Below are 21,195 nucleotides of genomic sequence, written 5' to 3'. Positions count from 1 at the left end.
TATAGTTTGAAACTATAGGATTGCCTAGGAAAGAAGTGTTAGAGGGTACTAGCAGTTTTTGGTATAATGGAAGATATTTGAAAGAAAAGAGAATTGATATGACACAGATTATTGATGGGAAAGCTTTAGCGGCCAAATTGCAGGGGCAGTTGGCTGAAAAGACTGCAAAATTAAAGGAAGAAACAGGTCTAGTGCCTGGCTTGGTAGTGATTTTGGTTGGGGACAATCCAGCCAGCCAAGTCTACGTTCGCAACAAGGAGAGGTCAGCTCTTGCGGCTGGTTTCCGTAGCGAAGTAGTGCGAGTTCCAGAGACCATTACTCAAGAGGAATTGTTAGACCTGATTGCTAAATATAATCAGGATCCAGCTTGGCATGGGATTTTGGTCCAGTTGCCATTACCAAAACACATTGATGAAGAGGCGGTTCTATTAGCCATTGACCCAGAAAAGGATGTGGATGGTTTCCATCCGCTAAATATGGGACGCCTTTGGTCTGGACATCCAGTCATGATTCCATCAACACCTGCAGGAATTATGGAAATGTTTCATGAATATGGAATTGATTTAGAAGGTAAAAATGCGGTGGTCATCGGTCGTTCAAACATTGTTGGAAAACCCATGGCCCAGCTTCTTTTGGCAAAGAATGCTACAGTTACCTTGACTCACTCACGCACCCATAATCTCGCTAAGGTTGCTGCAAAAGCGGATATTCTTGTTGTAGCAATTGGTCGTGCCAAGTTTGTGACTGCTGACTTTGTCAAACCAGGTGCGGTAGTCATTGACGTTGGGATGAACCGCGATGAAAATGGTAAGCTCTGTGGGGATGTTGATTATGAGGCGGTTGCCCCACTTGCTAGCCACATTACGCCAGTCCCTGGAGGTGTCGGTCCTATGACCATTACTATGCTGATGGAGCAAACTTATCAAGCAGCACTTCGGACATTGGATAGAAAATAAGAGAAAAATCGCTGAAGAGAGTGTATTTTCTATAGCTATATCTGAAATGGTAGAAATGAGTATTAAATTTTAGATATAAGATTACAAAAGGATGCCTGCGCCTCCTTTTTGTTGTATAATGGAGTGAGGTGATTAGATGATTTTAAAAATTCGTAATGGGGAATATAGTTTACAATGGGATGGAATATACTACTTAGCACTAATTGATTATCCAAATATTCAAGAGTGGGAATTAGAAAAAATTGCTAAATTTATAGCTTACGAAAAACTTCATAAACGTCAAACAAGTATTGAGTGTGCTGATTCTTGTTTAAAAAAAGAAATTTTAGATTACATCTGTCAGCATCCCTTTCTGCCACCATTTACCCCTACAGATAAAAGAGTAGCCTCGACTTATGATCTACATAAGAGGTTAGTGACTTCAGACTACTGTAGTCATACTACGACTATAGATGCAGCGATTTCTATCTTTAAAACAGGTCAGCTCTTATCTGCTGTGAAAGCCTTTGGGCGAGATGCTGAGGAGTTGGTTTTGGATAGTAGAAAGGCTGCATCGGATCCGATAGATTATTTTGACTATGTCATGTTAGGGTGGTCAAATACAAGTTCTGGTTATCGATTAGCGATGGAGCGTTTATTAGGTCGAGCTCCTTCAGAGAAAGAATTACAAGACAAGTTTATTCCTGGAGTGAGTTTTCATTTTATCTATACAGATTTGATTAAACTTACTGGTTATATTTTTGATGGCTACCATGTTGCAAAAATTAAGGACATATTGAATTTATTTAGTGAGTTGTATATTTGCATTATTCCAACTCATAATAAGAGCCAATTTGAAAATATTATTCCAAGTCAATTACTGGATAGGGTGTATTATCTTGACCATGATGGAGAAGGTTTGGAGGAGTGGGTTAAAAAAGTATATCGGATTGTTTTAAAACGATCAGGTAAAGGATAGTTGAGGAAAAAACAATGAAAGTGATTGATCAAGCCTTACTAGAAAAAGTCATTATTGAACGTTCTTGTACAACTCATAAAGGAGACTACGGTCGTCTGCTGTTGCTGGGTGGGACTTATCCTTATGGTGGTGCTATCATCATGGCTGCTTTGGTGGCTGTAAAAAGCGGTGCAGGATTGGTGACCGTTGGAACGGACAGGGAAAATATTCCAGCTCTGCACAACCATTTATCTGAGGCTATGGCCTTTTCTCTGCAAGACCAGCAATTGTTAAAAGAGCAACTGGAGAAGGCAGAAGTTGTCTTGCTGGGTCCTGGTTTACGAGACGATGTTTTTGGAGAAAATCTAGTAAAACAAGTCTTTGTTAATTTAAGTCAAAATCAGATTTTGATTGTAGACGGAGGTGCCCTGACCATTCTTGCTAGAACAAGTTTGTCATTTCCATCTAACCAGCTTATCCTAACTCCCCACCAAAAGGAGTGGGAAAAGCTGTCTGGTATTGCTATTGAAAAGCAAAACGAAGATGCAACGGCTAGTGCCCTAACTTCCTTCCCTCAAGGAACAATTTTGGTAGAGAAAGGTCCAGCTACTCGTATTTGGCAAGCTGGCCAATCTGATTATTACCAGTTACAGGTTGGCGGTCCCTATCAGGCGACTGGGGGAATGGGAGATACACTGGCTGGAATGATTGCAGGATTTGCAGGCCAATTTCGACAGGCCAGTCTCTATGAACGTGTGATAGTAGCGACCCATCTTCATTCAGCCATAGCCCAAGAACTAGCTCAAGAACATTATGTGGTCTTGCCAACGGAAATTAGTAATTGTCTTCCTAAAGTAATGAATAAAATATCTCAAAAAAGAATGAGATAAAATTCAATTTTAGGAGAAAACGAAGTAAATATTACCACAATAAAACGCATAATATCAAGTTTTTTAATGCCTGATACTATGCGTTTTTGACTTTAAAGCCTTTTTGGTCTGTTTCTATTTTAGAGCAATCTTTTGCTCAGTATGTTTTATAATTTCTCGTTGATAAATCGGATAAACTGATTCCACCAAACTTTTAAGAAGAAAGCTTTTTCAACTTTCTTTTCTGCTACCATTTCGAAACTAGGACGTTCTGTGGTAATGTAACCTTGACCAATCAAATCCTTGTCTTCGTAAGTCAAATGGCCAACCACTGTTCCAGCTTCAAGTGGTGCGAGGATTGCTTTAGAATCAGGTGTGAATTGAATAGATTGGGAAGATTGATTCCCACCACGTTCAATTAGATAGATATCCTCTGGGGCCACTGCAGTGACCGTATCTTCTTTTCCATCTTGTACAGGGACTTTACTATCTTGATAGGCATCGCCTTGTTGAACGATTTTGCGAAGTGTAAATGTAGAAGAAATATAATCCATTAGGGAAGATGTAGCTGTAAAACGAGCATAAGGATTATTACCTTGATGATCTGCATTTAAAACAACTGTGATGACTCTCATGCCTTTTTCGACAGTAGTACCAACAAAAGACTCTCCAGCCTTATCTGTTGTTCCTGTTTTTAGCCCATCAAAACCACCACGGTAAGCAGGCATACCTTCTAACATGTAGTTGGTTGAAGTAATTGTCATCCCAGCAAAAGTAGATGAAGGTTTTTTAGTGATTTCCAAGACTTGTGGGTATTTTTTGATGAGGTTGCGAGCAACGATAGCGACATCATATGCACTGAGTTTATTTTCATCATCTTTTTTAGAGCCCGGGTAAATGTTATCCCCTAGAGTCTCATTGTTCAGACCCGTCGTATTGACAACAGTAGCATCCTGAATTCCCCATTCCAAGAGTTTTGCCCGCATCATATCGACGAAGTCTTTTTCTGAGCCAGCAATTTTCTCTGCTAAGGCAATAGCTGCACTGTTAGCACTAGATACTAATGTTGCTTCAAGTAGTTGTTCGACGGTATAATTACGAGCCTCCATAGGAACATTACTGGCTTCAGAATTTGTCGTTAATTGATAAGGATAGTCAGAAATATCTACTGGGGTAGATAGTGTAATACTTCCATTTTCCAAGGCTTCATAGACAAGATAGACCGTAATCAATTTTGTGATGGAAGCAATTTCGACAGGTTGGGTTGCATCTTTTTCATAGAGAATTTTACCAGTATTCGCCTCAACGGCAATTGCATGTTTAGCAGCAATATTAAAATCTTGAGCAGCAACAGTAGATGCTGAGCCAATAACGGAAAGGCTTAAAAGAGTTAAAATTATTTTTTTCATAGTAAGTTTATTCTATCATAAAGAAAAAAATATTCCCAGTTTCATGATATAAGAAAGAAGCTTTTTTGAAAGTGTGGTAAAATAGATGAATGGAGGTACCTCATGTTTCGTAAGAATAAATTATTTTTTTGGACCAGTGAGATTTTACTATTAACCATTATCTTTTATTTATGGAGAGAGATGGGAGCGATTATTACACCTTTTGTAAGCGTTGCAAACACTATAATGATTCCCTTTCTTTTAGGTGGCTTTTTATATTATTTGACCAATCCTATTGTAAATTTTTTACAAAAGTATTTCAAAATTAACCGTATCATTGGTATTCTACTAACCTTGTGCGCCTTGGTTTGGGGGCTAGTTATTGGGGTAGTCTATCTCTTACCGATTTTGATTAATCAGCTGACAAGTTTGATTGCAACAAGTCATAGTCGTTTGCAAGATTTGATTGTGGATTTATCTACTTATCCAGCCTTTCAAAATTTAGATATTCAAGCGACGATTCAACAGTTAAATCTCTCCTATGTAGATATTCTACAGAATATCCTAAATAGTGTAACGAATAGTGTTGGAAGTGTCCTATCTGCGCTCTTTAGTACTGTTTTGATTATTATCATGACCCCTGTATTTTTAATTTATTTTTTGTTAGATGGTCACAAGTTCTTGCCGATGCTTGAACGTACTGTTTTAAAGCGAGACAAGTTGCATATTACAGGTCTTTTAAAAAATTTGAATACTACAATTGCTCGATATATTAGTGGAGTTGCTATTGATGCGATTATTATTGGTTGTTTGGCCTTTATCGGATATAGCGTGATTGGTTTGAAATATGCTTTGGTCTTTGCCATCTTTTCAGGATTGGCCAATCTCATTCCTTATGTTGGACCAAGTATTGGTTTGATTCCGATGATTATCGCCAATGTCTTTACTGATCCTCATAGAATGCTGATTGCAGTTGTTTATATGTTGATTATTCAACAAGTAGATGGGAACATCCTTTACCCTCGAATCGTTGGTGGAGTGATGAAGGTTCATCCAATTACGATTTTAGTATTACTTTTGTTATCAAGTAATATCTATGGTGTCATTGGCATGATTGTCGCAGTACCAACCTATTCTATCTTAAAAGAAATTTCTAAGTTTTTATCACGTTTGTATGAAAATCATAAAATAATGAAAGAACGAGAAAGAGAATTAGCTAAGTAAAAATCAGGAAATTCCTGATTTTTCTTTTTCATTAAAGAAGTGATGGGAGTAGAAATACCGTTTAGATTAGTAGATTAAGAATAATTCACAAAAACTTTGTAAAACACTTGCAATTTAGCTGAAATTTGATAAAATAGTAAGGAAAGTTAGACTGTATTGCCTACTGTCTATCTATAAAATATATTTTATTGGAGGCTTTTACTCAAATGGCAAAAGAAAAATACGATCGTAGTAAACCACACGTTAACATTGGTACTATCGGACACGTTGACCACGGTAAAACTACCCTAACTGCAGCTATCACAACTGTTTTGGCACGTCGCTTGCCTTCATCAGTTAACCAACCTAAAGACTATGCGTCTATCGATGCTGCTCCAGAAGAACGCGAACGCGGTATCACAATCAACACTGCGCACGTTGAGTACGAAACTGAAAAACGTCACTACGCTCACATCGACGCTCCAGGACACGCGGACTACGTTAAAAACATGATCACTGGTGCCGCTCAAATGGACGGAGCTATCCTTGTAGTAGCTTCAACTGACGGACCAATGCCACAAACTCGTGAGCACATCCTTCTTTCACGTCAGGTTGGTGTTAAACACCTTATCGTCTTCATGAACAAAGTTGACTTGGTTGACGACGAAGAATTGCTTGAATTGGTTGAAATGGAAATCCGTGACCTATTGTCAGAATACGACTTCCCAGGTGACGATCTTCCAGTTATCCAAGGTTCAGCTCTTAAAGCCCTTGAAGGTGACACTAAATACGAAGACATCGTTATGGAATTGATGAACACAGTTGATGAGTACATCCCAGAACCAGAACGTGACACTGACAAACCATTGCTTCTTCCAGTCGAAGACGTATTCTCAATCACTGGACGTGGTACAGTTGCTTCAGGACGTATCGACCGTGGTATCGTTAAAGTCAACGACGAAATCGAAATCGTTGGTATCAAAGAAGAAACTCAAAAAGCAGTTGTTACTGGTGTTGAAATGTTCCGTAAACAACTTGACGAAGGTCTTGCCGGAGATAACGTAGGTGTCCTTCTTCGTGGTGTTCAACGTGATGAAATCGAACGTGGACAAGTTATCGCTAAACCAGGTTCAATCAACCCACACACTAAATTTAAAGGTGAAGTCTACATCCTTACTAAAGAAGAAGGTGGACGTCACACTCCATTCTTCAACAACTACCGTCCACAATTCTACTTCCGTACTACTGACGTTACAGGTTCAATCGAACTTCCAGCAGGTACTGAAATGGTAATGCCTGGTGATAACGTGACAATCGACGTTGAGTTGATCCACCCAATCGCCGTAGAACAAGGTACTACATTCTCTATCCGTGAGGGTGGACGTACTGTTGGTTCAGGTATGGTTACAGAAATCGAAGCTTAATTCGATTTAGTTCCCAGAAGAACAATTATTTAAGTCAGACACTAAAAGAATCTTGCTTTGCAAGGTTCTTTTTTCTGATATTGAACTAAAATTGAAGAATTGTTTACATAAAAAAGCTCTATACACTAGATGTGCATAGAGCAATTGGGCTTTATTTGATATAGAGTTCTTGATTTTTTAGGATAATTTCACGGACACTTGCGAATTTCTTGAGTTTTTTAAGCTCTTCTGGATGAGTGACTAGAGTGATAACATAACCTTCTTTGCCCATACGGCCAGTACGGCCAGCACGGTGTGTGTAGGTTTCGATATCTCTCGGGACATCAAAGTTTACAACACATTCTAGGCTATCGATATCAATTCCACGAGCCAGAAGGTCAGTTGCAAGAAGCAGGGTTAGTTGCTTGTCTTTAAACTTTTCTAAGATGACTTTTCTAAATTTGACATTGACATCACTAGCGAGGGAAACAGCCAAGATATCCCGATACTGTAGTTTTTCTTCTGCACTTCCAAGGTCTGACAGGCTGTTAAAGAAGACTAGTCCGCGGAAATCCACAACATGAGCCAGTTTTCGTAGCATATCAACACGGTGACGTTGGTCTACCTGCATGTAGAAATGCTGGATGTTGTCCAATTTTTGGTCAGAAAGATCAATGGTACGTGTGTTAGGCGCAATCTTTTCTTGGTCAAACTTGGTTGTCGCACTCATATAGACAAGTTGGTGGTCACGAGGTGCGTAGTGAGTTATTTTCTCAACAAAATGAATTTGAGAATCATCAAGCAATTGGTCAAATTCATCCAGGATGATGGTTTCTACGTTCATCATCTTGATTTTTTTCAATTTAATCAGTTCAAAGATACGGCCAGGGGTTCCAATCAGAATTTCTGGTCCTTTTTTTAGGCGTTCAATCTGGCGTTTTTGACTCGAACCTGATAAGAAGAGTTGGGCAGTTAAACCGATAGCTTCTGACCACGTTTTACATACGTCAAAAATCTGTCCTGCAAGCTCCGTATTTGGTGCTAGAATCAAGAGTTGTTGGGATTTTTTCTTTTGTAGTCTGAGAAGACTTGGTAGAAGGTAAGCTAGGGTCTTACCAGTTCCTGTTGGGCTCACTCCTAGGAGGTTTTCTCCAGCAAGAAGGGGCTCAAATAGTTGAGTTTGAATGGGGGTAAATTCTTGGAAACCGAGTTGGTCGCTCAGTTCTTGCCACTCGGTCGGTAGTTTAGTTTTCATTTTTCTGCCTCAAATCTAATGCCAGCAGTCTGGCGCATAGTATATAGTAGCTCATGAACAGAACTTGCATCTTCCAGCCAAGTTTGGTAGAGATTCAGATCTGGTTGCTGGATCATGTGTGCAAATGCAGCGACTTCCTCAGTCATCGTATGAGGAGCCTGTTGAATAGGGAGTTGGACTTGATTGCCTTGATGGTCGGTAAAAATAGCCGAGCGAACATGCTCAATCGTGTTGAGAGTCAAGGTTCCATCTGTCGTATAAATCTCGCAAGGAAGATTGGAAGTGATGTTTTTCCCAGCCTTGATATGAACTTGAAAGTCAGGGTAGAAGAGGATGCCGTCTCCATTTAGGTCCATGCTATTGTCTAGCTGTTGAGCCTGATAGGTTGCGTCCTGAGCCTTTCCAAAGAGTCGAACGGCAGCGTAGAGAGGATAAATCCCCAAATCCATGAGAGCACCGCCAGCAAAACGATCTGAGAAGACATTTGGTGTTTCCCCAGCCAATAAGTTAGGCATTTTGGAAGAATACTTGGCATAGTTGAAATCTGCTCCCAAAATTTGTTTGTCTGCTAAAAAGTTTTTGATGATAGTGAAAGCTTTTTCATGGTAGTTCCGTGCCGCTTCGAATATAAAACAGTGATTTTTCTCAGCTGTGTGAATCAAATCTAGCCATTCTTGTGGCTGAGTGACGGCTGGCTTTTCAAGAATGACATGTTTACTTGCAGACAATGCAGCTTTTGCCTGAGCAAAATGCAAGGAGTTTGGGCTAGCAATATAGACCACATCAAAGGAGCTCTTGAAGAAGTCCTCTACTTGATCAAAGAGTTGGATATTCTGGTAGCGAGAAGCAAAGGTTGCCGCAGTTTCTAGTTTTCTAGAATAGACTGCGACCAGCTGGTATTTTCCACTGGCATGGGCTGCCTCTATAAAGTGATGGCTAATAGCACCTGTTCCGATGACACCTAATTTAAGCATAGATACTCCCTTTCCGATTTCAAATCCTTCTTTCATTATAACATAGATAGACGGGACTATCCAACAGAGGGTAAAAATTTTCAAATAAGCTACTAGGACTTTCCCAAAGAAAGTGGTACAATAATGAGATGAGTAAATGAAATGGGAGGAAAAATGAGGCTATTACCTATAAGAAAAATATCACGTCAGTCTAAGAGGCTAGCGCTTTTTTTGACTTTTTGTGCAGGATATGTAGACGCCTATACTTTTATTGTGCGAGGGAATACTCTTGTAGCTGGACAAACTGGGAATGTAGTCTTTTTATCAGTGGGACTCATTCAACACAATGTGTCAGATGCCAGTGCCAAAGTAATGACCTTACTAGCTTTTATGATGGGGGTCTTTTTATTAACTGTTTATAAGGAAAAATTGAGAATTGTGAAAAAGCCAATTCTGTCACTGATTCCTTTGGCAATCTTATCAATCATTATTGGTTTTGTACCGCAAACTGTAGATAATATCTATCTAGTACCGCCTTTGGCCTTTTGTATGGGCCTGGTGACAACTGCTTTTGGAGAAGTGTCAGGTATAGCTTATAATAACGCGTTTATGACAGGGAATATCAAACGGACCATGCTGGCTTTTGGAGATTATTTTCGGACCAAGCACACTCCTTTTTTACGTGAAGGGATTATCTTTGTTAGCCTGCTTAGTAGTTTTGTCCTTGGCGTTGTCTTTTCAGCTTATTTGACGATTTTCTATCATGAAAAGACCATTCTTGGTGTTCCTATTATGATGAGCATTTTTTACCTCAGCATGCTTTTTGCCTCTTGGCAAAAAAAAGTAAAAGAAAAAGCTTCATTTTAGGTGTTATTACTTGTAAGAAAATAGGAGATATGCTATACTTGAAGAGTTGACTATGCACGTTCCTGTGCAACCGCACGAACATCGTTGCTTGATTATTCAAGTTTAAGTGGTTTGTCCCACGATGCTAGGCGAGTCTTCACAAAAAAATCGGGGAAACCCATAAAAATCATAGGAGGTGCATAATGAGCACATACGCAATTATCAAAACTGGCGGAAAACAAGTTAAAGTTGAAGTTGGTCAAGCAGTTTACGTTGAAAAATTGAACGTTGAAGCTGGTCAAGAAGTTACTTTTAACGAAGTTGTTCTTGTTGGTGGTGAAAACACTGTTGTCGGAACTCCACTTGTTGCTGGAGCTACTGTAGTTGGAACTGTTGAAAAACAAGGAAAACAAAAGAAAGTTGTTACTTACAAGTACAAACCTAAAAAAGGTAGCCACCGTAAACAAGGTCACCGTCAACCATATACAAAAGTTGTCATCAACGCAATTAACGCTTAATTTTAAGGAGAACACATGATACAGGCAGTCTTTGAGAGAGCCGAAGATGGCGAGCTGAGGAGTGCGGAAATTACTGGACACGCCGAGAGTGGCGAATACGGCTTAGATGTCGTGTGTGCATCGGTTTCTACGCTTGCCATTAACTTTATCAATTCAATTGAGAAATTTGCAGGCTATGAACCAATCCTAGAATTAAACGAAGATGAAGGTGGCTATCTGATGGTTGAAATTCCAAAAGATCTTCCTTCACACCAGAGAGAAATGACCCAGTTATTCTTTGAATCATTTTTCTTAGGTATGGCAAACTTATCGGAGAACTCTTCTGAGTTCGTCCAAACCAGAGTTATCACAGAAAACTAACACGGAGGAAAACATTATGTTAAAAATGACTCTTAACAACTTGCAACTTTTCGCCCACAAAAAAGGTGGAGGTTCTACATCAAACGGACGTGATTCACAAGCGAAACGTCTTGGAGCTAAAGCAGCTGACGGACAAACTGTAACAGGTGGATCAATCCTTTACCGTCAACGTGGTACACACATCTACCCAGGTGTAAACGTTGGACGTGGTGGAGACGATACTTTGTTCGCTAAAGTTGAAGGCGTAGTACGCTTTGAACGTAAAGGACGCGATAAAAAACAAGTTTCTGTTTACCCAATCGCTAAATAATCGCTCTAAGTAGCATTAAATAAGGCTTTCCGAGTTTTCGGAGAGCCTGTTTTTTTGTTTTGGTACCCATTTTGGTACCCATATTTTAAAAACCTATGTAAGAAGCGAATTTATCAGCCACTTCATCCTTTGCTTTTTGAGTGACGTGAGCATATATGTCCATGGTCGTTTGAATGTTCTCGTGACCGAGTCTTTCTTGAACCTCTTTGATGGTAGCACCAGCTTCAAAGAGCAAGGAGCAATGGGTATGTCTGAAACCGTGAGGTGTGATACGTTTAAAATCTGGATACTTCCTCCAAATCCTGTTAAGCATATTGTTAACATGGACGACACTTTTCGGCTCGCCGTTTTCGTTTTTGAAGAGGAGTCCTTTAGTACTATACTTGTGCCATTCTTTTAAAACTTCAATTGTCTTTTTATCTAGGGTAATTGTTCGGGCACTCTTTTTTGTCTTTGGAGTCTGAAAGATAAGTTTATTATCTCCCCCCTTAGCCAAGGTTTGATTAACAGTTATCTGTCCGCTCTTCAGATCGATATCAGACCATCTGAGGGCACTGATTTCATTCTTTCTCATTCCAGTGAATGCCAGCAGACGGAAGAATGTAAGCATCTCTATATCATCAAAATCATTAACGATTTCAAAAAACTCTTGCAGCTCTTCTTTGTTGTAGAACTTTTCTAGTTCATCTGTATTATTTTTTTGTCGTTTAGGCTTTAATGTCTTTCTCATTGGATTATTTTCAATCAGTTCCATTGAAATAGCGTAATCGAATATTTGGTTAGCTATGCTGATGATCCCAAAGAACTGCTTGTATTCTGAAGCCCATTTATTGACTTGATTTTGACACATGACGAGACTAATCTTATTGATAGCCTTATCCCCAAAAAACGGGAGTATGAGTCTCTCTGCTTTGTCTATTTGGCTTATATATGTCGATTCTTTGACAGCGCCTTTATAATGTTCTTTCCAAACCTCAAATACCTGTCTAAAAGTAGTAGTGGTATTTTTTGCTCTAAACGTTTTCTTCTCATACTCAGCTAAGCATTTTGCTTCAGCAAGTCTTGCTTCACGTTCTGTTTTAAAACCACGACGTTTGGTAATAATTTTTTGATTTGTTAAAGGGTCAAGTCCGTGATATGCTTTAAAGTAATAAGCAGTAGTGCCATTTTTTTGGTATTTTCCAATCATTGATTTTACCTCACTTTTTTGATAAAATGGGTATAGTAAAGAGGGCTTTTTAATGCCTTTTACTATACTGGATATCCTCACACTCAAAGTTTGGCGATGGCGAGTGTGGGGATTTTTTTATTGTACGATGATTTCACCAACAGGAATAATATCTTTCTGTTTTGAAGATTTAGCGATTAGGTCATATTGGTCAGCAGATTTTTCATAACCAAGGGAAAGAGTAGTATTATCGTCTGGTAATTTTTTAGCGAACTCAGATATAGACATACGAATCAAAGTTATTGCATTGTTTTGGTCATTAGTAGCAGAATTAGAATTAACTGCATCCAGAGATTCTTTTGCGCTATCCTTAGCCGTTCCAGTTAGCAGAATCATAATTGTATCATGCGGTTCGGATGAATCTGAATCGATTACATCGTTTTTAATTTTTACGCTTATTGCGCCAGTTGATTCAGGGTCTAATTTTGATTTAATTTCAGAGATTAAATCATCATATTTACTGTTATCTACTTTGGCTTTTGTGTTTGTAGAAGTAGTATTCTTTTGCTCCGTTTTTGGTTGCTCCGAGCTATCTTTTGTAGCTGATTGATTGTTAGAGCAAGCTATTAAAGTAAAAGTAGTAGCAAGTAAAAGAGTTGATGTTATAAGTGTTTTTTTCATGGATATTCTCCTTTATTATTTTTCTCTATATAAATCCACGACTTTCCCGATAGTGCGAATATCGTCGCTTTCTGACAAGTAAATTTCCTCATATCCACTATTCAGACTTTGCAAGTACCATGAACCGTCATAATCTCTTTTCAATTTTTTTACAAAGTTCTTGCCGTTCACTTGGAAAATGCCGATTGAGTTGATATCTACTTGACTGGATACCTTGATAAACAATAAGTCATTATCTTCGATGAGCGGTTCCATGGAGTCACCAGCTACTTTAGCGATAGTGTCGTAGTCTTCAGGGACATCTTCGGCACGCAGTCTAACTTCCATGTGTAGGTTATCTTCCTGAAACGTTCCATGTCCTGCAGCAACCAATCCCTCAACGTAGTCAGTGATATAGTCTTCGTCGTTTTTGTACTTTTCTAAGACAGTTGATGTCTTCATGTTGTTTTGTTCATTTAATAAAACAGTAGCATAGTCAAGGACTTTTTCTTTATTTGGATCTTCTAGCTGGTTGTAGATGGTTAGGATTTCAGGGGGTTCGTTTTGTGTAGTAATCTTTCCAAGTTTAGTGTCTGATAGCCCTAAAAGATAGTCAGAAGTGACGTTGAAAATTTCTGCTAATTTCTTTAGGTCTTTACCTTTAGGAAAATTCTCGTTTTTCTCCCATTTCGAAACAGTAGTATAGGTTTTCATACCAAGAATTTCTGAAAGTTCAGTCTGTGTCATATTACGACTTTCTCTCAATTTTCTTATTCTGTCTCCCAATTGTTCCATAGGATGTCTCCTTTTTTGTTTTTTGATAAGTAAATTATATCAGAACCATGATTATAAATCAAGTATATAAGAAAAAAGTTTTAAATAAAATACAAAAATAACGTTTTTTTCAAAAAAAGAGAAAATAAATCATATAAAACACTTGACACAAGATTTAAAATCATATAAAATATAATCATCATCAAGAAAGGAGTGATTCACATATGGTCTCTATCGCAGAATTAAGAGCCAGACACAATAAGATGTCACAGCGTGAACTAGCAAAAAAATTAGGCGTTACTCAAACATCTATTAGCAACTGGGAAAAAGACCAGACTAAGATTTCAGGCGAGTATCTTATTAGTCTAGCTTTATTTTTTAATGTGTCTACTGATGATATTCTTGGAATAAATAAGCAAGTCACATAAAAAATTTTCAACAATATATGATTTTAAATCATATAGAAAAGGAGTAGGATGGAAGAATTTATTGATGCTCTTGAAAAAGAAAAAGACCACCTTGAAAAAATCATTAAGGTAGTCAGCTCTGGTGGTAAATTTCTGAGATTGCCGTATCAAAAAAAGTCACGCTCGATTAGTGAGAATCTGAAATTGATTTCTCAAAATCTTGATAGACTGAGCGAGCAAGTTCGATAAACCAAGCTTCGGCATCCATGATTTCAAGATGACGAAAGAAACCTGTTTTGGTTTCCAGTTCGGAATCGTGTGCATAACGTAATATTTCTCTAGCAAAGATGGTTTCAAAATCAAAATCTTTACCATCATCGTAGATGTCGCGTTTGCTTGCTATTGTCAAATATTCTTTAAAAGTCATAAGGTTAACTCCTTTCTGCTTATATTATAGCAGAAAAAGAGGGAAGAAAAGAAAGGAGAATGGATGGAAGAAAACAAAGAATATCTTCATGAACGCATAAAGCATTTTCAGTCATTGATTGATTATATGTCTGAGCGTGGGCAAAGGTATTATTTAGAAAAAGATTGGTTTGATAACCCAACTCTAATTTCTATAGAAGAAGCAAAAAAAGAAGTAGAGCTAGCTCAGAAAAAGCTAGAACTACTTCCTAGACGGTCTGTTATGGGATGTATTTTGCAATTACTGCACCGATTATATCCCTATGATGAGATTTATAAACAAAGGAGAAAAAACAATGGATAAAACATATGAAGAACTACAACAAGAACTAGTGGCAGCAGGCATGAAACGTAGCGAAGAAGTGAAGGCGATGAATACCGAGTTCGCTACTAGGTTCAATGAATTGATTAGTTGGGCGGTGGATTGGTGCTTAACTTTCCACGATATGGACAACCTTGAAAAGTTAAACTGGAATATTGACCGCATTACTATCCCATTTGAAAGCGAACCAGAATTACATAAAGCTATTCAAAAAGCTATCCAATATGAGATTAAAAAACGCACACTAGATAGCTTCTTGAAGCAACAAAATTAGACTAACTCAATCTTTTTCACATTTTTAGATTGGTAGATTATTTCTGGCTTTTCGACGTTGTAAAAGAACTCGCCCATGCGCAAAATATCTACAAAACTAAATAACAGACCACAGTTTGGGTGTCTAAATAGCGATGCTTTGTTTACTGGCAAGTGCTTATCGTCGTTTTTATTGAATGTTTGAAAAGTCATCTCTTCATGAAATACGACTACAGAATCATCAGTAAACGTTACTTCAATCTCAGGCATTACATCCCCTCCTTTCTATGGAAACTTTGACAAAAACGGTGAGAGGTCCTAGTCAAAATTATTATAGCAATTTAGGAGGATATTACATCAGTCTTGAGACTGATATAGGAGGTTGAATGGAAGATAAAATCATTGAACTTGCTGATTACTTCATCAGCGAGAACACAACGTACAGAGAAGCTAAAATAGCGTGTGAGAAGCTATTAAAACAAGTCAGCCATGAGATAGAACTCAGGGCGCTGGAAAGTAATATTGTATAAACAAAAAAAGCACCTAACAAAGTCAGGCGCTAATCAAAATAACTAACTGAATTATAACACATTAGGAGGATATTGTGAACCTACTTAGTGAAGAATGTGAAAACGGTATCCGATTAGATGTAAGAACTCAATTTAAGGAATCATTTCAAGAGTTACTTGACCATGAGACGTTGGAAAAACGTTGGCTATCAATAGAGAGTGCTGCTAACTACTCAGATTGTAGCACAAACACTATCAGGAAATGGTTACGAATGGGATTGAATCTTTACAAGATAGACGGAACCAAGAGAATTGACAAAAAAGAATTGGATGAGTTTATCCAAGCGTATTTAGTAATTTAAAACAGGAGAGAAATAAATGTTTGAACCACCGATTTTAAATCAATTAATGGGAGTAGGAGGTTTGCTGATTGGATTTGCAGGAGCTTGTCGTCATATCAAATTGCAGGAACAACGCAAGGAAGAAGAAAGACGAGAAGAGCAAGAATTTGCGTCTATGATTATCCAAGGCTACAATCACGCATTCGAACGTGGTAGAGAGGACAAATGGCAAGAGATTCGTAAGAATATCCGCCGTCCATTTCCTGGATTTACCTACGACAATGAACCGCCTCAAGGATTGCGTCCAGAGCCGTTAGCTTTACCAGAACCACGGAGAGCACGAAATGCAAATCGTATGGGATAGACAAGCGTGGGATTTGTCCACTTGCAAGCGTCGAGAGAAAATGCGTGACCTAGAAATGATGGCACATATGCAACATGAAATCGATGATCTCAAAAAACGATTGCAACAAGAACAATCTTTGAGAAAGAGATTAGAAGCAGAGAATTTTCAATTAAAACTAAGGAGAAAATAATGAACAGAAAATATAAAACCAAAGGAACACAAGAACCAACACCACGTATCAGAGTAGCTCGCGAACACTATGAGCGTATTATAGACCTCGCGGATGAGTGTGATATGAAATTGATCGATGTTTTAAACCAGCTACTTGACTTTGCTCTTGAATATGCGGAAGTTGAAGAGATTCAAATACCTGTCAAATCTTTAAGAGTTGGAGGAGAAAAAGATGGTAACGATTAATAAATTAGAAATCGAAAACGTCAAGCGCGTTAAGGCGGTCAAATTAGAGCCATCAGCGACTGGTTTAACCATTGTCGGTGGAAATAACAACCAAGGGAAAACAAGCGTGCTGGACGCGATTGCTTGGGCGTTAGGTGGTAACAAGTACAAGCCTAGCCAAGCTCAGAGAGAAGGCAGTACAATTCCGCCTAGTCTTAAAATCACGCTATCAAACGGTCTAATTGTGGAACGTAGCGGAAAGAACAGCACTCTCAAGGTCATCGACCCGAGTGGCAACAAGGCTGGTCAAAACTTGCTTGATAGCTTTGTGGAAGAGTTGGCTATCAACTTGCCCAAATTTATGGAGCAGACCAGCAAAGAGAAGGCTAAGACATTGCTACAAATTATCGGAGTCGGTCCACAACTTGCCGAACTGGAAATGCAGGAAAAGGCCAAATACGATGAGCGTCACGCAATCGGTGTGATCGCTGACCAAAAGGAGAAGTTCGCAAAAGAACAACCTTACTATCCTGACGCACCGAAAGAATTAGTCTCTATCTCTGAGCTTATCCAACAACAACAAGCCATACTTGCCAAGAATGGTGAGAACGCTCGTAAGCGTCAGAACTTGGTATCTATCCAGAGTCAACACGCTTCCGCAACTGCAGAGGTTGAACGGCTGGAACAATTGCTGGCTGACGCAAAATCAAAAGAAAGTCAGTTAGCTCAAGACTTGGCTATCGCGAATACCGATGCCATGGATCTTCTCGATGAATCTACTGAAGAAATCGAAAAGAACATCGCAGAGATTGACGAAATCAATCGTAAAGTGCGTGCTAATCTGGACAAGGATAAAGCAGAAGAAGATGCCAAGGGTTATCGCGAGCAATATCGTGAATTAGACCTTGTTATTGCTGACATCCGCAAGCAGAAGACAGACCTGCTTACTAACGCAGATTTACCTTTATCTGGTTTGTCCGTTGATGATGGCGAATTGCTCTATCTTGGCCAGCGCTGGGATAACATGTCTGGTAGTCAGCAACTACAGGTAGCGACTGCAATCGTGCGTAAATTGAAACCAGAGTGTGGTTTTGTGTTGATTGACAAGCTGGAACAAATGGATCAGCTGACTCTACAAGAATTTGGCGCATGGCTTGAGCAGGAAGGATTGCAAGCAATCGCGACTAGAGTTTCAACAGGAGATGAGTGTAGCATCCTGATTGAAGACGGGTATAGCGTGAAGCCAGAGGTGGCACAAACGCCAAAAACATGGCAAGGTGGATTTTAAAAATTAAAGGAGAACAATCATGAAAAAAACAGAAACTTTTATCGTATTTCGTAACAAAAAAACAGGTGACTTTTTATCGAAATATAAAAGCAAAGAACAAACTCTTGCTTATTCAGCAGAATATACAGAAGGAATGAAACGTGCTGCTAAAAATGAAGTTGAAGCAACAAAAGTACAAATTGAAGATTTTACAAAACTAGCGAATGCATTAAATTGTGAATTACTCGAAGTGACTGCAACGTATGAGTTTAAAACACTTGACGGTGAAGAACCGGAAGATTTAACAGACAAAACCGAGAATTCAAAATCTGAGTCGTTCAAAAAGCTTCTTGCTATTTTGGCAAATGGATTGGAGGATGACTAAACATGCAAATCACAAGAGGAAAACGGGCGCGAGCTCAAAAAGTAGTTATATACGGTCCTGAAGGAATTGGCAAGTCCACGTTTGCCGCTGAATTTCCAAATGCGGTCTTCATCGACACGGAAGGTTCGACAGATAACATGGACGTGGCACGACTCGACAAGCCGACCAGCTGGACCATGCTCATCAATGAGATTGCTTTTATTAAGGCAAATCCGACTGAGTGTGGGACACTCGTTATCGACACAATCGACTGGGCAGAAGCTTTGGCAGTTAATTACATCTGTTCGCAACATGGAAAACAAGGGATTGAAGACTTTGGTTGGGGTAAAGGTTATACCTATGTTCAGGAAGAAATGGGACGTTTCTTAAATGTCTTATCTGACCTAGTTGATATGGGGATCAATGTAGTATTGACTGCACACGCTCAAATCAAGAAGTTTGAACAGCCGGACGAGATGGGTTCTTACGACCGATACGAATTGAAACTTGGCCAAAAGACAGGTTCTAAGACGGCACCGCTTGTCAAAGAATGGGCAGACATGGTTCTATTTGCCAATTACAAGACCTTGGTCATGACGACTGATAACGGTAAGAAGAAAGCGCAAGGCGGTGAGCGTGTGATGTATACCAACCATCGCCCAGCGTGGGATGCCAAGAATCGACATGGCTTACCTGACGAAATGCCATTTCATTACGCTGGAATCGCTTATATCTTTGCGAGTCAACAAACGCAATCTATTCCGCCACAACCTCCAGTAGCCCCAGCACCTCAGCAGACCGTACAGCAAGCCCCTGAACAAGTTCAAGAAGAATTGCCTCTCGATATGTCGCATGTAGCTGAAAACCCTCAAAATGAAGCTCCTAGCACACCACAGGCAACGACTGCGCAATATCACACGAATTTGCCAAAGAGTTTGACAGACCTCATGGCGCAAGGAAACGTGACAGAAGAAGAACTTCAAAAAGTCGCTTACATTCGCGGGCATTTTCCACTAGGGACTCCTATTGAAAGTTTCCCGACTGACTACTGGGATATGATTGTCGCTCATTGGCAAGCAACTGTGGAAGTTATTGAAAATCAAGTTAGAAAAGAACCAGAATTACCCTTTACGGTGTAGATTTTGGGAATTAGAAATCATAGCAAGGTATAACAAGAGGTATCTATGAAAGATAAAACTATTAAAATTGATTTGTCAAAAATCGCCAATACAGCCTTACAAGAAAAGGTTGACAAAGAACTTGAAAAAGTCCTTGATAACATTTTAGATCCAAATACGGAAGCTAAGGCTACTCGTAAGGTCACTATTACGCTGACGATGTCAACAGATGATGAACGTACTGTCGTTAAGACAGGTATGGAAGTAAAATCTACTTTGGCACCGCAGAAAGGTGTTGCAACAACTGTCATTGTCGGTCGTGATGACGCTGGTATAATCCACGCTAATGAGCTAAAAAGTGGGGTTCCTGGACAAACTTACTTTGACGACAATGGTGATATGAGAACAGATACTGGGGAACTTATCGAAAAAGTCGAACAACAAAACACAAATATTATTGATTACAACAAAAAGAAAGCAGGTAACTAACCATGACAGAAAACCTTAAAGAAGCATTATCTTATGCAGTTGAGCTAGCAGAAAAAGAAAATAAAATTATTTCTTCATCAAATGGCAAAGAATATTTTGACATCAACAAGCATGATTTCAGAGAGTTTAGACCTCGTAAGTACGCACCTATCCTTGAACTTCAAACACTCAAAAGTTTAGTCGATTACCTCAAATCAGATAACGACTTTATCGGTGGCCGTAGACTTGTAGTGGTGGTAGAAAGTTATCAAAGAGTTTCCGTGTATGATCAAGTGGATGTTGAATATGGCAAACGTCCTCAACTTGTATCTGTAAAGGCATCTATTCCAGTTATTCCCTTTAGTAATTGGTGTAATCAGGAAGAGTTTAATATTATGTTGCAATCGATGTTTATCAATGATGCAGATCGCAATCTAGTTTTAGATTTTGCTAGTCACTTAAAAATCGAAAAAGGGGCAGAGGCTCAAGATAACGGCGTTACACAAACGGTGACTGTTCGTGATGGTGTAGCAAGTCTAGCACAGGCTAAGACTCCAAATCCAGTAACCTTACGACCATATCGTACCTTTAATGAAGTAGAACAACCAGCAAGTCAGTTTGTATTCAGAGTTAATAAATCAGCGAATCTAGCTCTCTTTGAAGCGGACGGGGGCAAATGGAAATTAGATGCTGTTAAAAACATCTCAGATTATTTAAAAACGGAACTTGCAAACAATGATAAAATCACAATTTTAGCATAAGGAGAAAAACAACATGACACAACAACAATACAACAACTTTGATCGCGAATTTGGATGGGAAGATACGATTGAAAAAGACTCGGAATACGTCCTATTACCTGATGGATTGTATCACTTCACAGTTGTCGGCATGGAGCGTACACGCCATACACCGAATCCGCAAAATCCCGGAAAATTGCCAGCGTGTAACAAGGCTATCGTCAGCATTAAAATCGTAGCTAACGAAGGTGAAACTGAACTACGTTACAACCTATTCTTACACAGCTCAACTGAAGGAATGCTATCTGCTTTCTTTGCTGCAATCGGTCAAAAGAAAAAAGGAGAACCACTTCGTATGAACTGGAATACCATCATCGGCGCAACTGGTGTATGTAAAGTCGGAATCCGACAATACAAGGAAAATAATTATAACGAAGTTAAGTCTATGCTCTATCCTGAAGATGTGGACTATACAAAAGTGTTGAACCAACAACCAGGGCAAGCTACACAAGCAAGCTACCAGCAACCGCAACAGCCGAATTTTGCACAACAACCACAAGGACAAGCTGGATATCAAGCTGGGCAATTCTAGGGGGTAAG

Annotated in this window: 31 protein-coding genes and 1 other annotated feature; of the genes, 23 read left to right on the top strand and 8 right to left on the bottom strand. The window is 39.1% G+C overall.

The window, feature by feature from the left end:
* The first annotated feature begins 98 nt into the window (after positions 1-98).
* The 3 genes from ACN076_RS08135 to ACN076_RS08125 all read left to right on the top strand — a co-directional run bounded on the left by ACN076_RS08135 (position 99) and on the right by ACN076_RS08125 (position 2,783).
* Complete coding sequence (locus ACN076_RS08135; protein WP_000192089.1) at positions 99-956, top strand: bifunctional methylenetetrahydrofolate dehydrogenase/methenyltetrahydrofolate cyclohydrolase; 858 nt, start codon at positions 99-101, stop codon at positions 954-956.
* Positions 957-1,092: 136 nt separating this feature from the next.
* Positions 1,093-1,914 (top strand): phosphate ABC transporter ATPase, encoded by an 822-nt coding sequence (locus ACN076_RS08130; RefSeq protein ID WP_420789807.1) that lies wholly within the window; start codon positions 1,093-1,095, stop codon positions 1,912-1,914.
* A 14-nt stretch (positions 1,915-1,928) separates the two neighbouring features.
* Complete coding sequence (locus tag ACN076_RS08125) at positions 1,929-2,783, top strand: NAD(P)H-hydrate dehydratase (RefSeq protein WP_265528451.1); 855 nt, start codon at positions 1,929-1,931, stop codon at positions 2,781-2,783.
* Positions 2,784-2,929: 146 nt separating this feature from the next.
* On the opposite strand, the gene pbp3 is transcribed toward ACN076_RS08125, so the two are convergent.
* On the bottom strand, positions 2,930-4,171 hold the full coding sequence (gene pbp3 / locus ACN076_RS08120; RefSeq protein WP_420789806.1) for a D-alanyl-D-alanine carboxypeptidase PBP3: 1,242 nt from the start codon (positions 4,169-4,171) through the stop codon (positions 2,930-2,932).
* A gap of 102 nt (positions 4,172-4,273) precedes the next feature.
* Here pbp3 and ACN076_RS08115 point away from each other — a divergent pair, with 102 nt between their 5' ends.
* Together ACN076_RS08115 and tuf are read left to right on the top strand one after the other, a co-directional pair.
* A complete protein-coding gene (locus tag ACN076_RS08115; RefSeq protein WP_150922641.1) occupies positions 4,274-5,374 on the top strand; it encodes an AI-2E family transporter in 1,101 nt (366 codons plus the stop codon).
* Positions 5,375-5,580: 206 nt separating this feature from the next.
* The gene (gene tuf, locus ACN076_RS08110; protein WP_001040726.1) at positions 5,581-6,777 is read left to right on the top strand and encodes an elongation factor Tu; all 1,197 of its coding nucleotides are present in this window, start codon (positions 5,581-5,583) and stop codon (positions 6,775-6,777) included.
* Between the two features lie 151 nt (positions 6,778-6,928).
* On the opposite strand, the gene ACN076_RS08105 is transcribed toward tuf, so the two are convergent.
* Together ACN076_RS08105 and ACN076_RS08100 are read right to left on the bottom strand one after the other, a co-directional pair.
* Positions 6,929-8,011, bottom strand: coding sequence for a DEAD/DEAH box helicase (locus tag ACN076_RS08105; RefSeq protein ID WP_265528446.1), 1,083 nt, complete (start codon positions 8,009-8,011; stop codon positions 6,929-6,931).
* A complete protein-coding gene (locus ACN076_RS08100) occupies positions 8,008-8,985 on the bottom strand; it encodes a Gfo/Idh/MocA family oxidoreductase (RefSeq protein ID WP_265528444.1) in 978 nt (325 codons plus the stop codon). Before ACN076_RS08100 ends, ACN076_RS08105 begins: the two co-directional genes overlap by 4 nt.
* Before the next feature lie 141 nt (positions 8,986-9,126).
* Here ACN076_RS08100 and ACN076_RS08095 point away from each other — a divergent pair, with 141 nt between their 5' ends.
* The 4 genes from ACN076_RS08095 (at position 9,127) to rpmA (ending at position 10,998) form a co-directional block, all read left to right on the top strand.
* On the top strand, positions 9,127-9,831 hold the full coding sequence (locus ACN076_RS08095) for a YoaK family protein (RefSeq protein WP_261020109.1): 705 nt from the start codon (positions 9,127-9,129) through the stop codon (positions 9,829-9,831).
* 58 nt (positions 9,832-9,889) lie between these two features.
* Positions 9,890-9,977, top strand: a sequence feature (ribosomal protein L21 leader region).
* A gap of 36 nt (positions 9,978-10,013) precedes the next feature.
* Positions 10,014-10,328, top strand: coding sequence for a 50S ribosomal protein L21 (gene rplU / locus ACN076_RS08090; protein ID WP_000109141.1), 315 nt, complete (start codon positions 10,014-10,016; stop codon positions 10,326-10,328).
* A gap of 15 nt (positions 10,329-10,343) precedes the next feature.
* Positions 10,344-10,688 carry a ribosomal-processing cysteine protease Prp gene (locus ACN076_RS08085; RefSeq protein WP_000613699.1) on the top strand — a complete coding sequence of 115 codons (345 nt, stop codon included), beginning with the start codon at positions 10,344-10,346 and terminating at the stop codon, positions 10,686-10,688.
* A 16-nt stretch (positions 10,689-10,704) separates the two neighbouring features.
* On the top strand, positions 10,705-10,998 hold the full coding sequence (rpmA, locus tag ACN076_RS08080) for a 50S ribosomal protein L27 (RefSeq protein WP_000916509.1): 294 nt from the start codon (positions 10,705-10,707) through the stop codon (positions 10,996-10,998).
* A gap of 85 nt (positions 10,999-11,083) precedes the next feature.
* Here rpmA and ACN076_RS08075 read toward each other — a convergent pair whose 3' ends face one another.
* The 3 genes from ACN076_RS08075 to ACN076_RS08065 all read right to left on the bottom strand — a co-directional run bounded on the left by ACN076_RS08075 (position 11,084) and on the right by ACN076_RS08065 (position 13,621).
* The gene (locus ACN076_RS08075) at positions 11,084-12,187 is read right to left on the bottom strand and encodes a site-specific integrase (protein WP_420789805.1); all 1,104 of its coding nucleotides are present in this window, start codon (positions 12,185-12,187) and stop codon (positions 11,084-11,086) included.
* A gap of 117 nt (positions 12,188-12,304) precedes the next feature.
* A complete protein-coding gene (locus ACN076_RS08070) occupies positions 12,305-12,847 on the bottom strand; it encodes a hypothetical protein (RefSeq protein WP_420789804.1) in 543 nt (180 codons plus the stop codon).
* A 15-nt stretch (positions 12,848-12,862) separates the two neighbouring features.
* Positions 12,863-13,621: a helix-turn-helix domain-containing protein gene (locus tag ACN076_RS08065; protein ID WP_420789803.1), complete on the bottom strand. Its 759-nt coding sequence runs from the start codon at positions 13,619-13,621 to the stop codon at positions 12,863-12,865.
* A 203-nt stretch (positions 13,622-13,824) separates the two neighbouring features.
* Between ACN076_RS08065 and ACN076_RS08060 the strand changes: the two genes are divergently transcribed.
* Positions 13,825-14,028 (top strand): helix-turn-helix domain-containing protein, encoded by a 204-nt coding sequence (locus ACN076_RS08060; RefSeq protein WP_261103690.1) that lies wholly within the window; start codon positions 13,825-13,827, stop codon positions 14,026-14,028.
* Between the two features lie 166 nt (positions 14,029-14,194).
* Here the strand turns inward: ACN076_RS08060 and ACN076_RS08055 are convergent, their stop codons facing one another.
* Entirely contained in the window at positions 14,195-14,434 is a 240-nt protein-coding gene (locus tag ACN076_RS08055) for a hypothetical protein (RefSeq protein ID WP_261043140.1), read from the bottom strand.
* A gap of 63 nt (positions 14,435-14,497) precedes the next feature.
* On the opposite strand from ACN076_RS08055, the gene ACN076_RS08050 reads away from it, so the two are divergent.
* Both ACN076_RS08050 and ACN076_RS08045 read left to right on the top strand, forming a co-directional pair.
* Positions 14,498-14,776 (top strand): hypothetical protein, encoded by a 279-nt coding sequence (locus ACN076_RS08050; protein ID WP_420789802.1) that lies wholly within the window; start codon positions 14,498-14,500, stop codon positions 14,774-14,776.
* Positions 14,769-15,068 (top strand): hypothetical protein, encoded by a 300-nt coding sequence (locus ACN076_RS08045; RefSeq protein ID WP_261083663.1) that lies wholly within the window; start codon positions 14,769-14,771, stop codon positions 15,066-15,068. Before ACN076_RS08050 ends, ACN076_RS08045 begins: the two co-directional genes overlap by 8 nt.
* On the opposite strand, the gene ACN076_RS08040 is transcribed toward ACN076_RS08045, so the two are convergent.
* Positions 15,065-15,316 carry a hypothetical protein gene (locus ACN076_RS08040; protein ID WP_420789801.1) on the bottom strand — a complete coding sequence of 84 codons (252 nt, stop codon included), beginning with the start codon at positions 15,314-15,316 and terminating at the stop codon, positions 15,065-15,067. The two genes, ACN076_RS08045 and ACN076_RS08040, sit on opposite strands and share 4 nt — an antisense overlap.
* Before the next feature lie 116 nt (positions 15,317-15,432).
* Here ACN076_RS08040 and ACN076_RS08035 point away from each other — a divergent pair, with 116 nt between their 5' ends.
* From ACN076_RS08035 to ACN076_RS07985, 11 genes are all read left to right on the top strand, one after another.
* On the top strand, positions 15,433-15,576 hold the full coding sequence (locus tag ACN076_RS08035; RefSeq protein WP_261083660.1) for a hypothetical protein: 144 nt from the start codon (positions 15,433-15,435) through the stop codon (positions 15,574-15,576).
* Between the two features lie 74 nt (positions 15,577-15,650).
* Positions 15,651-15,917, top strand: coding sequence for a helix-turn-helix domain-containing protein (locus ACN076_RS08030; RefSeq protein WP_261083657.1), 267 nt, complete (start codon positions 15,651-15,653; stop codon positions 15,915-15,917).
* A gap of 16 nt (positions 15,918-15,933) precedes the next feature.
* A complete protein-coding gene (locus ACN076_RS08025; RefSeq protein WP_261083645.1) occupies positions 15,934-16,260 on the top strand; it encodes a hypothetical protein in 327 nt (108 codons plus the stop codon).
* A complete protein-coding gene (locus ACN076_RS08020; protein ID WP_081574882.1) occupies positions 16,241-16,432 on the top strand; it encodes a hypothetical protein in 192 nt (63 codons plus the stop codon). Before ACN076_RS08025 ends, ACN076_RS08020 begins: the two co-directional genes overlap by 20 nt.
* Positions 16,432-16,659 carry a hypothetical protein gene (locus tag ACN076_RS08015; protein WP_173278573.1) on the top strand — a complete coding sequence of 76 codons (228 nt, stop codon included), beginning with the start codon at positions 16,432-16,434 and terminating at the stop codon, positions 16,657-16,659. The genes ACN076_RS08020 and ACN076_RS08015 overlap by 1 nt, the downstream gene beginning before the upstream one ends.
* Entirely contained in the window at positions 16,646-17,926 is a 1,281-nt protein-coding gene (locus ACN076_RS08010; protein ID WP_261083643.1) for an AAA family ATPase, read from the top strand. The genes ACN076_RS08015 and ACN076_RS08010 overlap by 14 nt, the downstream gene beginning before the upstream one ends.
* A 19-nt stretch (positions 17,927-17,945) precedes the next feature.
* The gene (locus ACN076_RS08005) at positions 17,946-18,290 is read left to right on the top strand and encodes a hypothetical protein (RefSeq protein WP_261083640.1); all 345 of its coding nucleotides are present in this window, start codon (positions 17,946-17,948) and stop codon (positions 18,288-18,290) included.
* A gap of 2 nt (positions 18,291-18,292) precedes the next feature.
* Positions 18,293-19,408 carry an ATP-binding protein gene (locus tag ACN076_RS08000; RefSeq protein ID WP_261083637.1) on the top strand — a complete coding sequence of 372 codons (1,116 nt, stop codon included), beginning with the start codon at positions 18,293-18,295 and terminating at the stop codon, positions 19,406-19,408.
* Between the two features lie 45 nt (positions 19,409-19,453).
* Positions 19,454-19,876 (top strand): hypothetical protein, encoded by a 423-nt coding sequence (locus ACN076_RS07995; protein ID WP_049542752.1) that lies wholly within the window; start codon positions 19,454-19,456, stop codon positions 19,874-19,876.
* Between the two features lie 2 nt (positions 19,877-19,878).
* Positions 19,879-20,616: a hypothetical protein gene (locus tag ACN076_RS07990; RefSeq protein WP_420789800.1), complete on the top strand. Its 738-nt coding sequence runs from the start codon at positions 19,879-19,881 to the stop codon at positions 20,614-20,616.
* 13 nt (positions 20,617-20,629) lie between these two features.
* Positions 20,630-21,187 carry a hypothetical protein gene (locus ACN076_RS07985; protein WP_420789799.1) on the top strand — a complete coding sequence of 186 codons (558 nt, stop codon included), beginning with the start codon at positions 20,630-20,632 and terminating at the stop codon, positions 21,185-21,187.
* Positions 21,188-21,195: the final 8 nt, after the last annotated feature.

Origin of the sequence: Streptococcus sp. K0074, from assembly GCF_048843365.1 — a bacterium.
Classification (GTDB): domain Bacteria; phylum Bacillota; class Bacilli; order Lactobacillales; family Streptococcaceae; genus Streptococcus; species Streptococcus mitis_BM.
Note: the sequence above shows the minus strand (reverse complement) of the source record. Positions and strands in the feature narration are given on the sequence as shown.

Bases quoted from the DNA above. Each gene is read 5' to 3' on its own strand.
- ACN076_RS08135 (WP_000192089.1), top strand. From the start codon at position 99: ATGACACAGATTATTGATGGGAAAGCTTTAGCGGCCAAATTGCAGGGG.
- ACN076_RS08130 (WP_420789807.1), top strand. From the start codon at position 1,093: ATGATTTTAAAAATTCGTAATGGGGAATATAGTTTACAATGGGATGGA.
- ACN076_RS08125 (WP_265528451.1), top strand. From the start codon at position 1,929: ATGAAAGTGATTGATCAAGCCTTACTAGAAAAAGTCATTATTGAACGT.
- pbp3 (WP_420789806.1), bottom strand. From the start codon at position 4,171: ATGAAAAAAATAATTTTAACTCTTTTAAGCCTTTCCGTTATTGGCTCA.
- ACN076_RS08115 (WP_150922641.1), top strand. From the start codon at position 4,274: ATGTTTCGTAAGAATAAATTATTTTTTTGGACCAGTGAGATTTTACTA.
- tuf (WP_001040726.1), top strand. From the start codon at position 5,581: ATGGCAAAAGAAAAATACGATCGTAGTAAACCACACGTTAACATTGGT.
- ACN076_RS08105 (WP_265528446.1), bottom strand. From the start codon at position 8,011: ATGAAAACTAAACTACCGACCGAGTGGCAAGAACTGAGCGACCAACTC.
- ACN076_RS08100 (WP_265528444.1), bottom strand. From the start codon at position 8,985: ATGCTTAAATTAGGTGTCATCGGAACAGGTGCTATTAGCCATCACTTT.
- ACN076_RS08095 (WP_261020109.1), top strand. From the start codon at position 9,127: ATGGGAGGAAAAATGAGGCTATTACCTATAAGAAAAATATCACGTCAG.
- rplU (WP_000109141.1), top strand. From the start codon at position 10,014: ATGAGCACATACGCAATTATCAAAACTGGCGGAAAACAAGTTAAAGTT.
- ACN076_RS08085 (WP_000613699.1), top strand. From the start codon at position 10,344: ATGATACAGGCAGTCTTTGAGAGAGCCGAAGATGGCGAGCTGAGGAGT.
- rpmA (WP_000916509.1), top strand. From the start codon at position 10,705: ATGTTAAAAATGACTCTTAACAACTTGCAACTTTTCGCCCACAAAAAA.
- ACN076_RS08075 (WP_420789805.1), bottom strand. From the start codon at position 12,187: ATGATTGGAAAATACCAAAAAAATGGCACTACTGCTTATTACTTTAAA.
- ACN076_RS08070 (WP_420789804.1), bottom strand. From the start codon at position 12,847: ATGAAAAAAACACTTATAACATCAACTCTTTTACTTGCTACTACTTTT.
- ACN076_RS08065 (WP_420789803.1), bottom strand. From the start codon at position 13,621: ATGGAACAATTGGGAGACAGAATAAGAAAATTGAGAGAAAGTCGTAAT.
- ACN076_RS08060 (WP_261103690.1), top strand. From the start codon at position 13,825: ATGGTCTCTATCGCAGAATTAAGAGCCAGACACAATAAGATGTCACAG.
- ACN076_RS08055 (WP_261043140.1), bottom strand. From the start codon at position 14,434: ATGACTTTTAAAGAATATTTGACAATAGCAAGCAAACGCGACATCTAC.
- ACN076_RS08050 (WP_420789802.1), top strand. From the start codon at position 14,498: ATGGAAGAAAACAAAGAATATCTTCATGAACGCATAAAGCATTTTCAG.
- ACN076_RS08045 (WP_261083663.1), top strand. From the start codon at position 14,769: ATGGATAAAACATATGAAGAACTACAACAAGAACTAGTGGCAGCAGGC.
- ACN076_RS08040 (WP_420789801.1), bottom strand. From the start codon at position 15,316: ATGCCTGAGATTGAAGTAACGTTTACTGATGATTCTGTAGTCGTATTT.
- ACN076_RS08035 (WP_261083660.1), top strand. From the start codon at position 15,433: ATGGAAGATAAAATCATTGAACTTGCTGATTACTTCATCAGCGAGAAC.
- ACN076_RS08025 (WP_261083645.1), top strand. From the start codon at position 15,934: ATGTTTGAACCACCGATTTTAAATCAATTAATGGGAGTAGGAGGTTTG.
- ACN076_RS08020 (WP_081574882.1), top strand. From the start codon at position 16,241: ATGCAAATCGTATGGGATAGACAAGCGTGGGATTTGTCCACTTGCAAG.
- ACN076_RS08015 (WP_173278573.1), top strand. From the start codon at position 16,432: ATGAACAGAAAATATAAAACCAAAGGAACACAAGAACCAACACCACGT.
- ACN076_RS08010 (WP_261083643.1), top strand. From the start codon at position 16,646: ATGGTAACGATTAATAAATTAGAAATCGAAAACGTCAAGCGCGTTAAG.
- ACN076_RS08005 (WP_261083640.1), top strand. From the start codon at position 17,946: ATGAAAAAAACAGAAACTTTTATCGTATTTCGTAACAAAAAAACAGGT.
- ACN076_RS08000 (WP_261083637.1), top strand. From the start codon at position 18,293: ATGCAAATCACAAGAGGAAAACGGGCGCGAGCTCAAAAAGTAGTTATA.
- ACN076_RS07995 (WP_049542752.1), top strand. From the start codon at position 19,454: ATGAAAGATAAAACTATTAAAATTGATTTGTCAAAAATCGCCAATACA.
- ACN076_RS07990 (WP_420789800.1), top strand. From the start codon at position 19,879: ATGACAGAAAACCTTAAAGAAGCATTATCTTATGCAGTTGAGCTAGCA.
- ACN076_RS07985 (WP_420789799.1), top strand. From the start codon at position 20,630: ATGACACAACAACAATACAACAACTTTGATCGCGAATTTGGATGGGAA.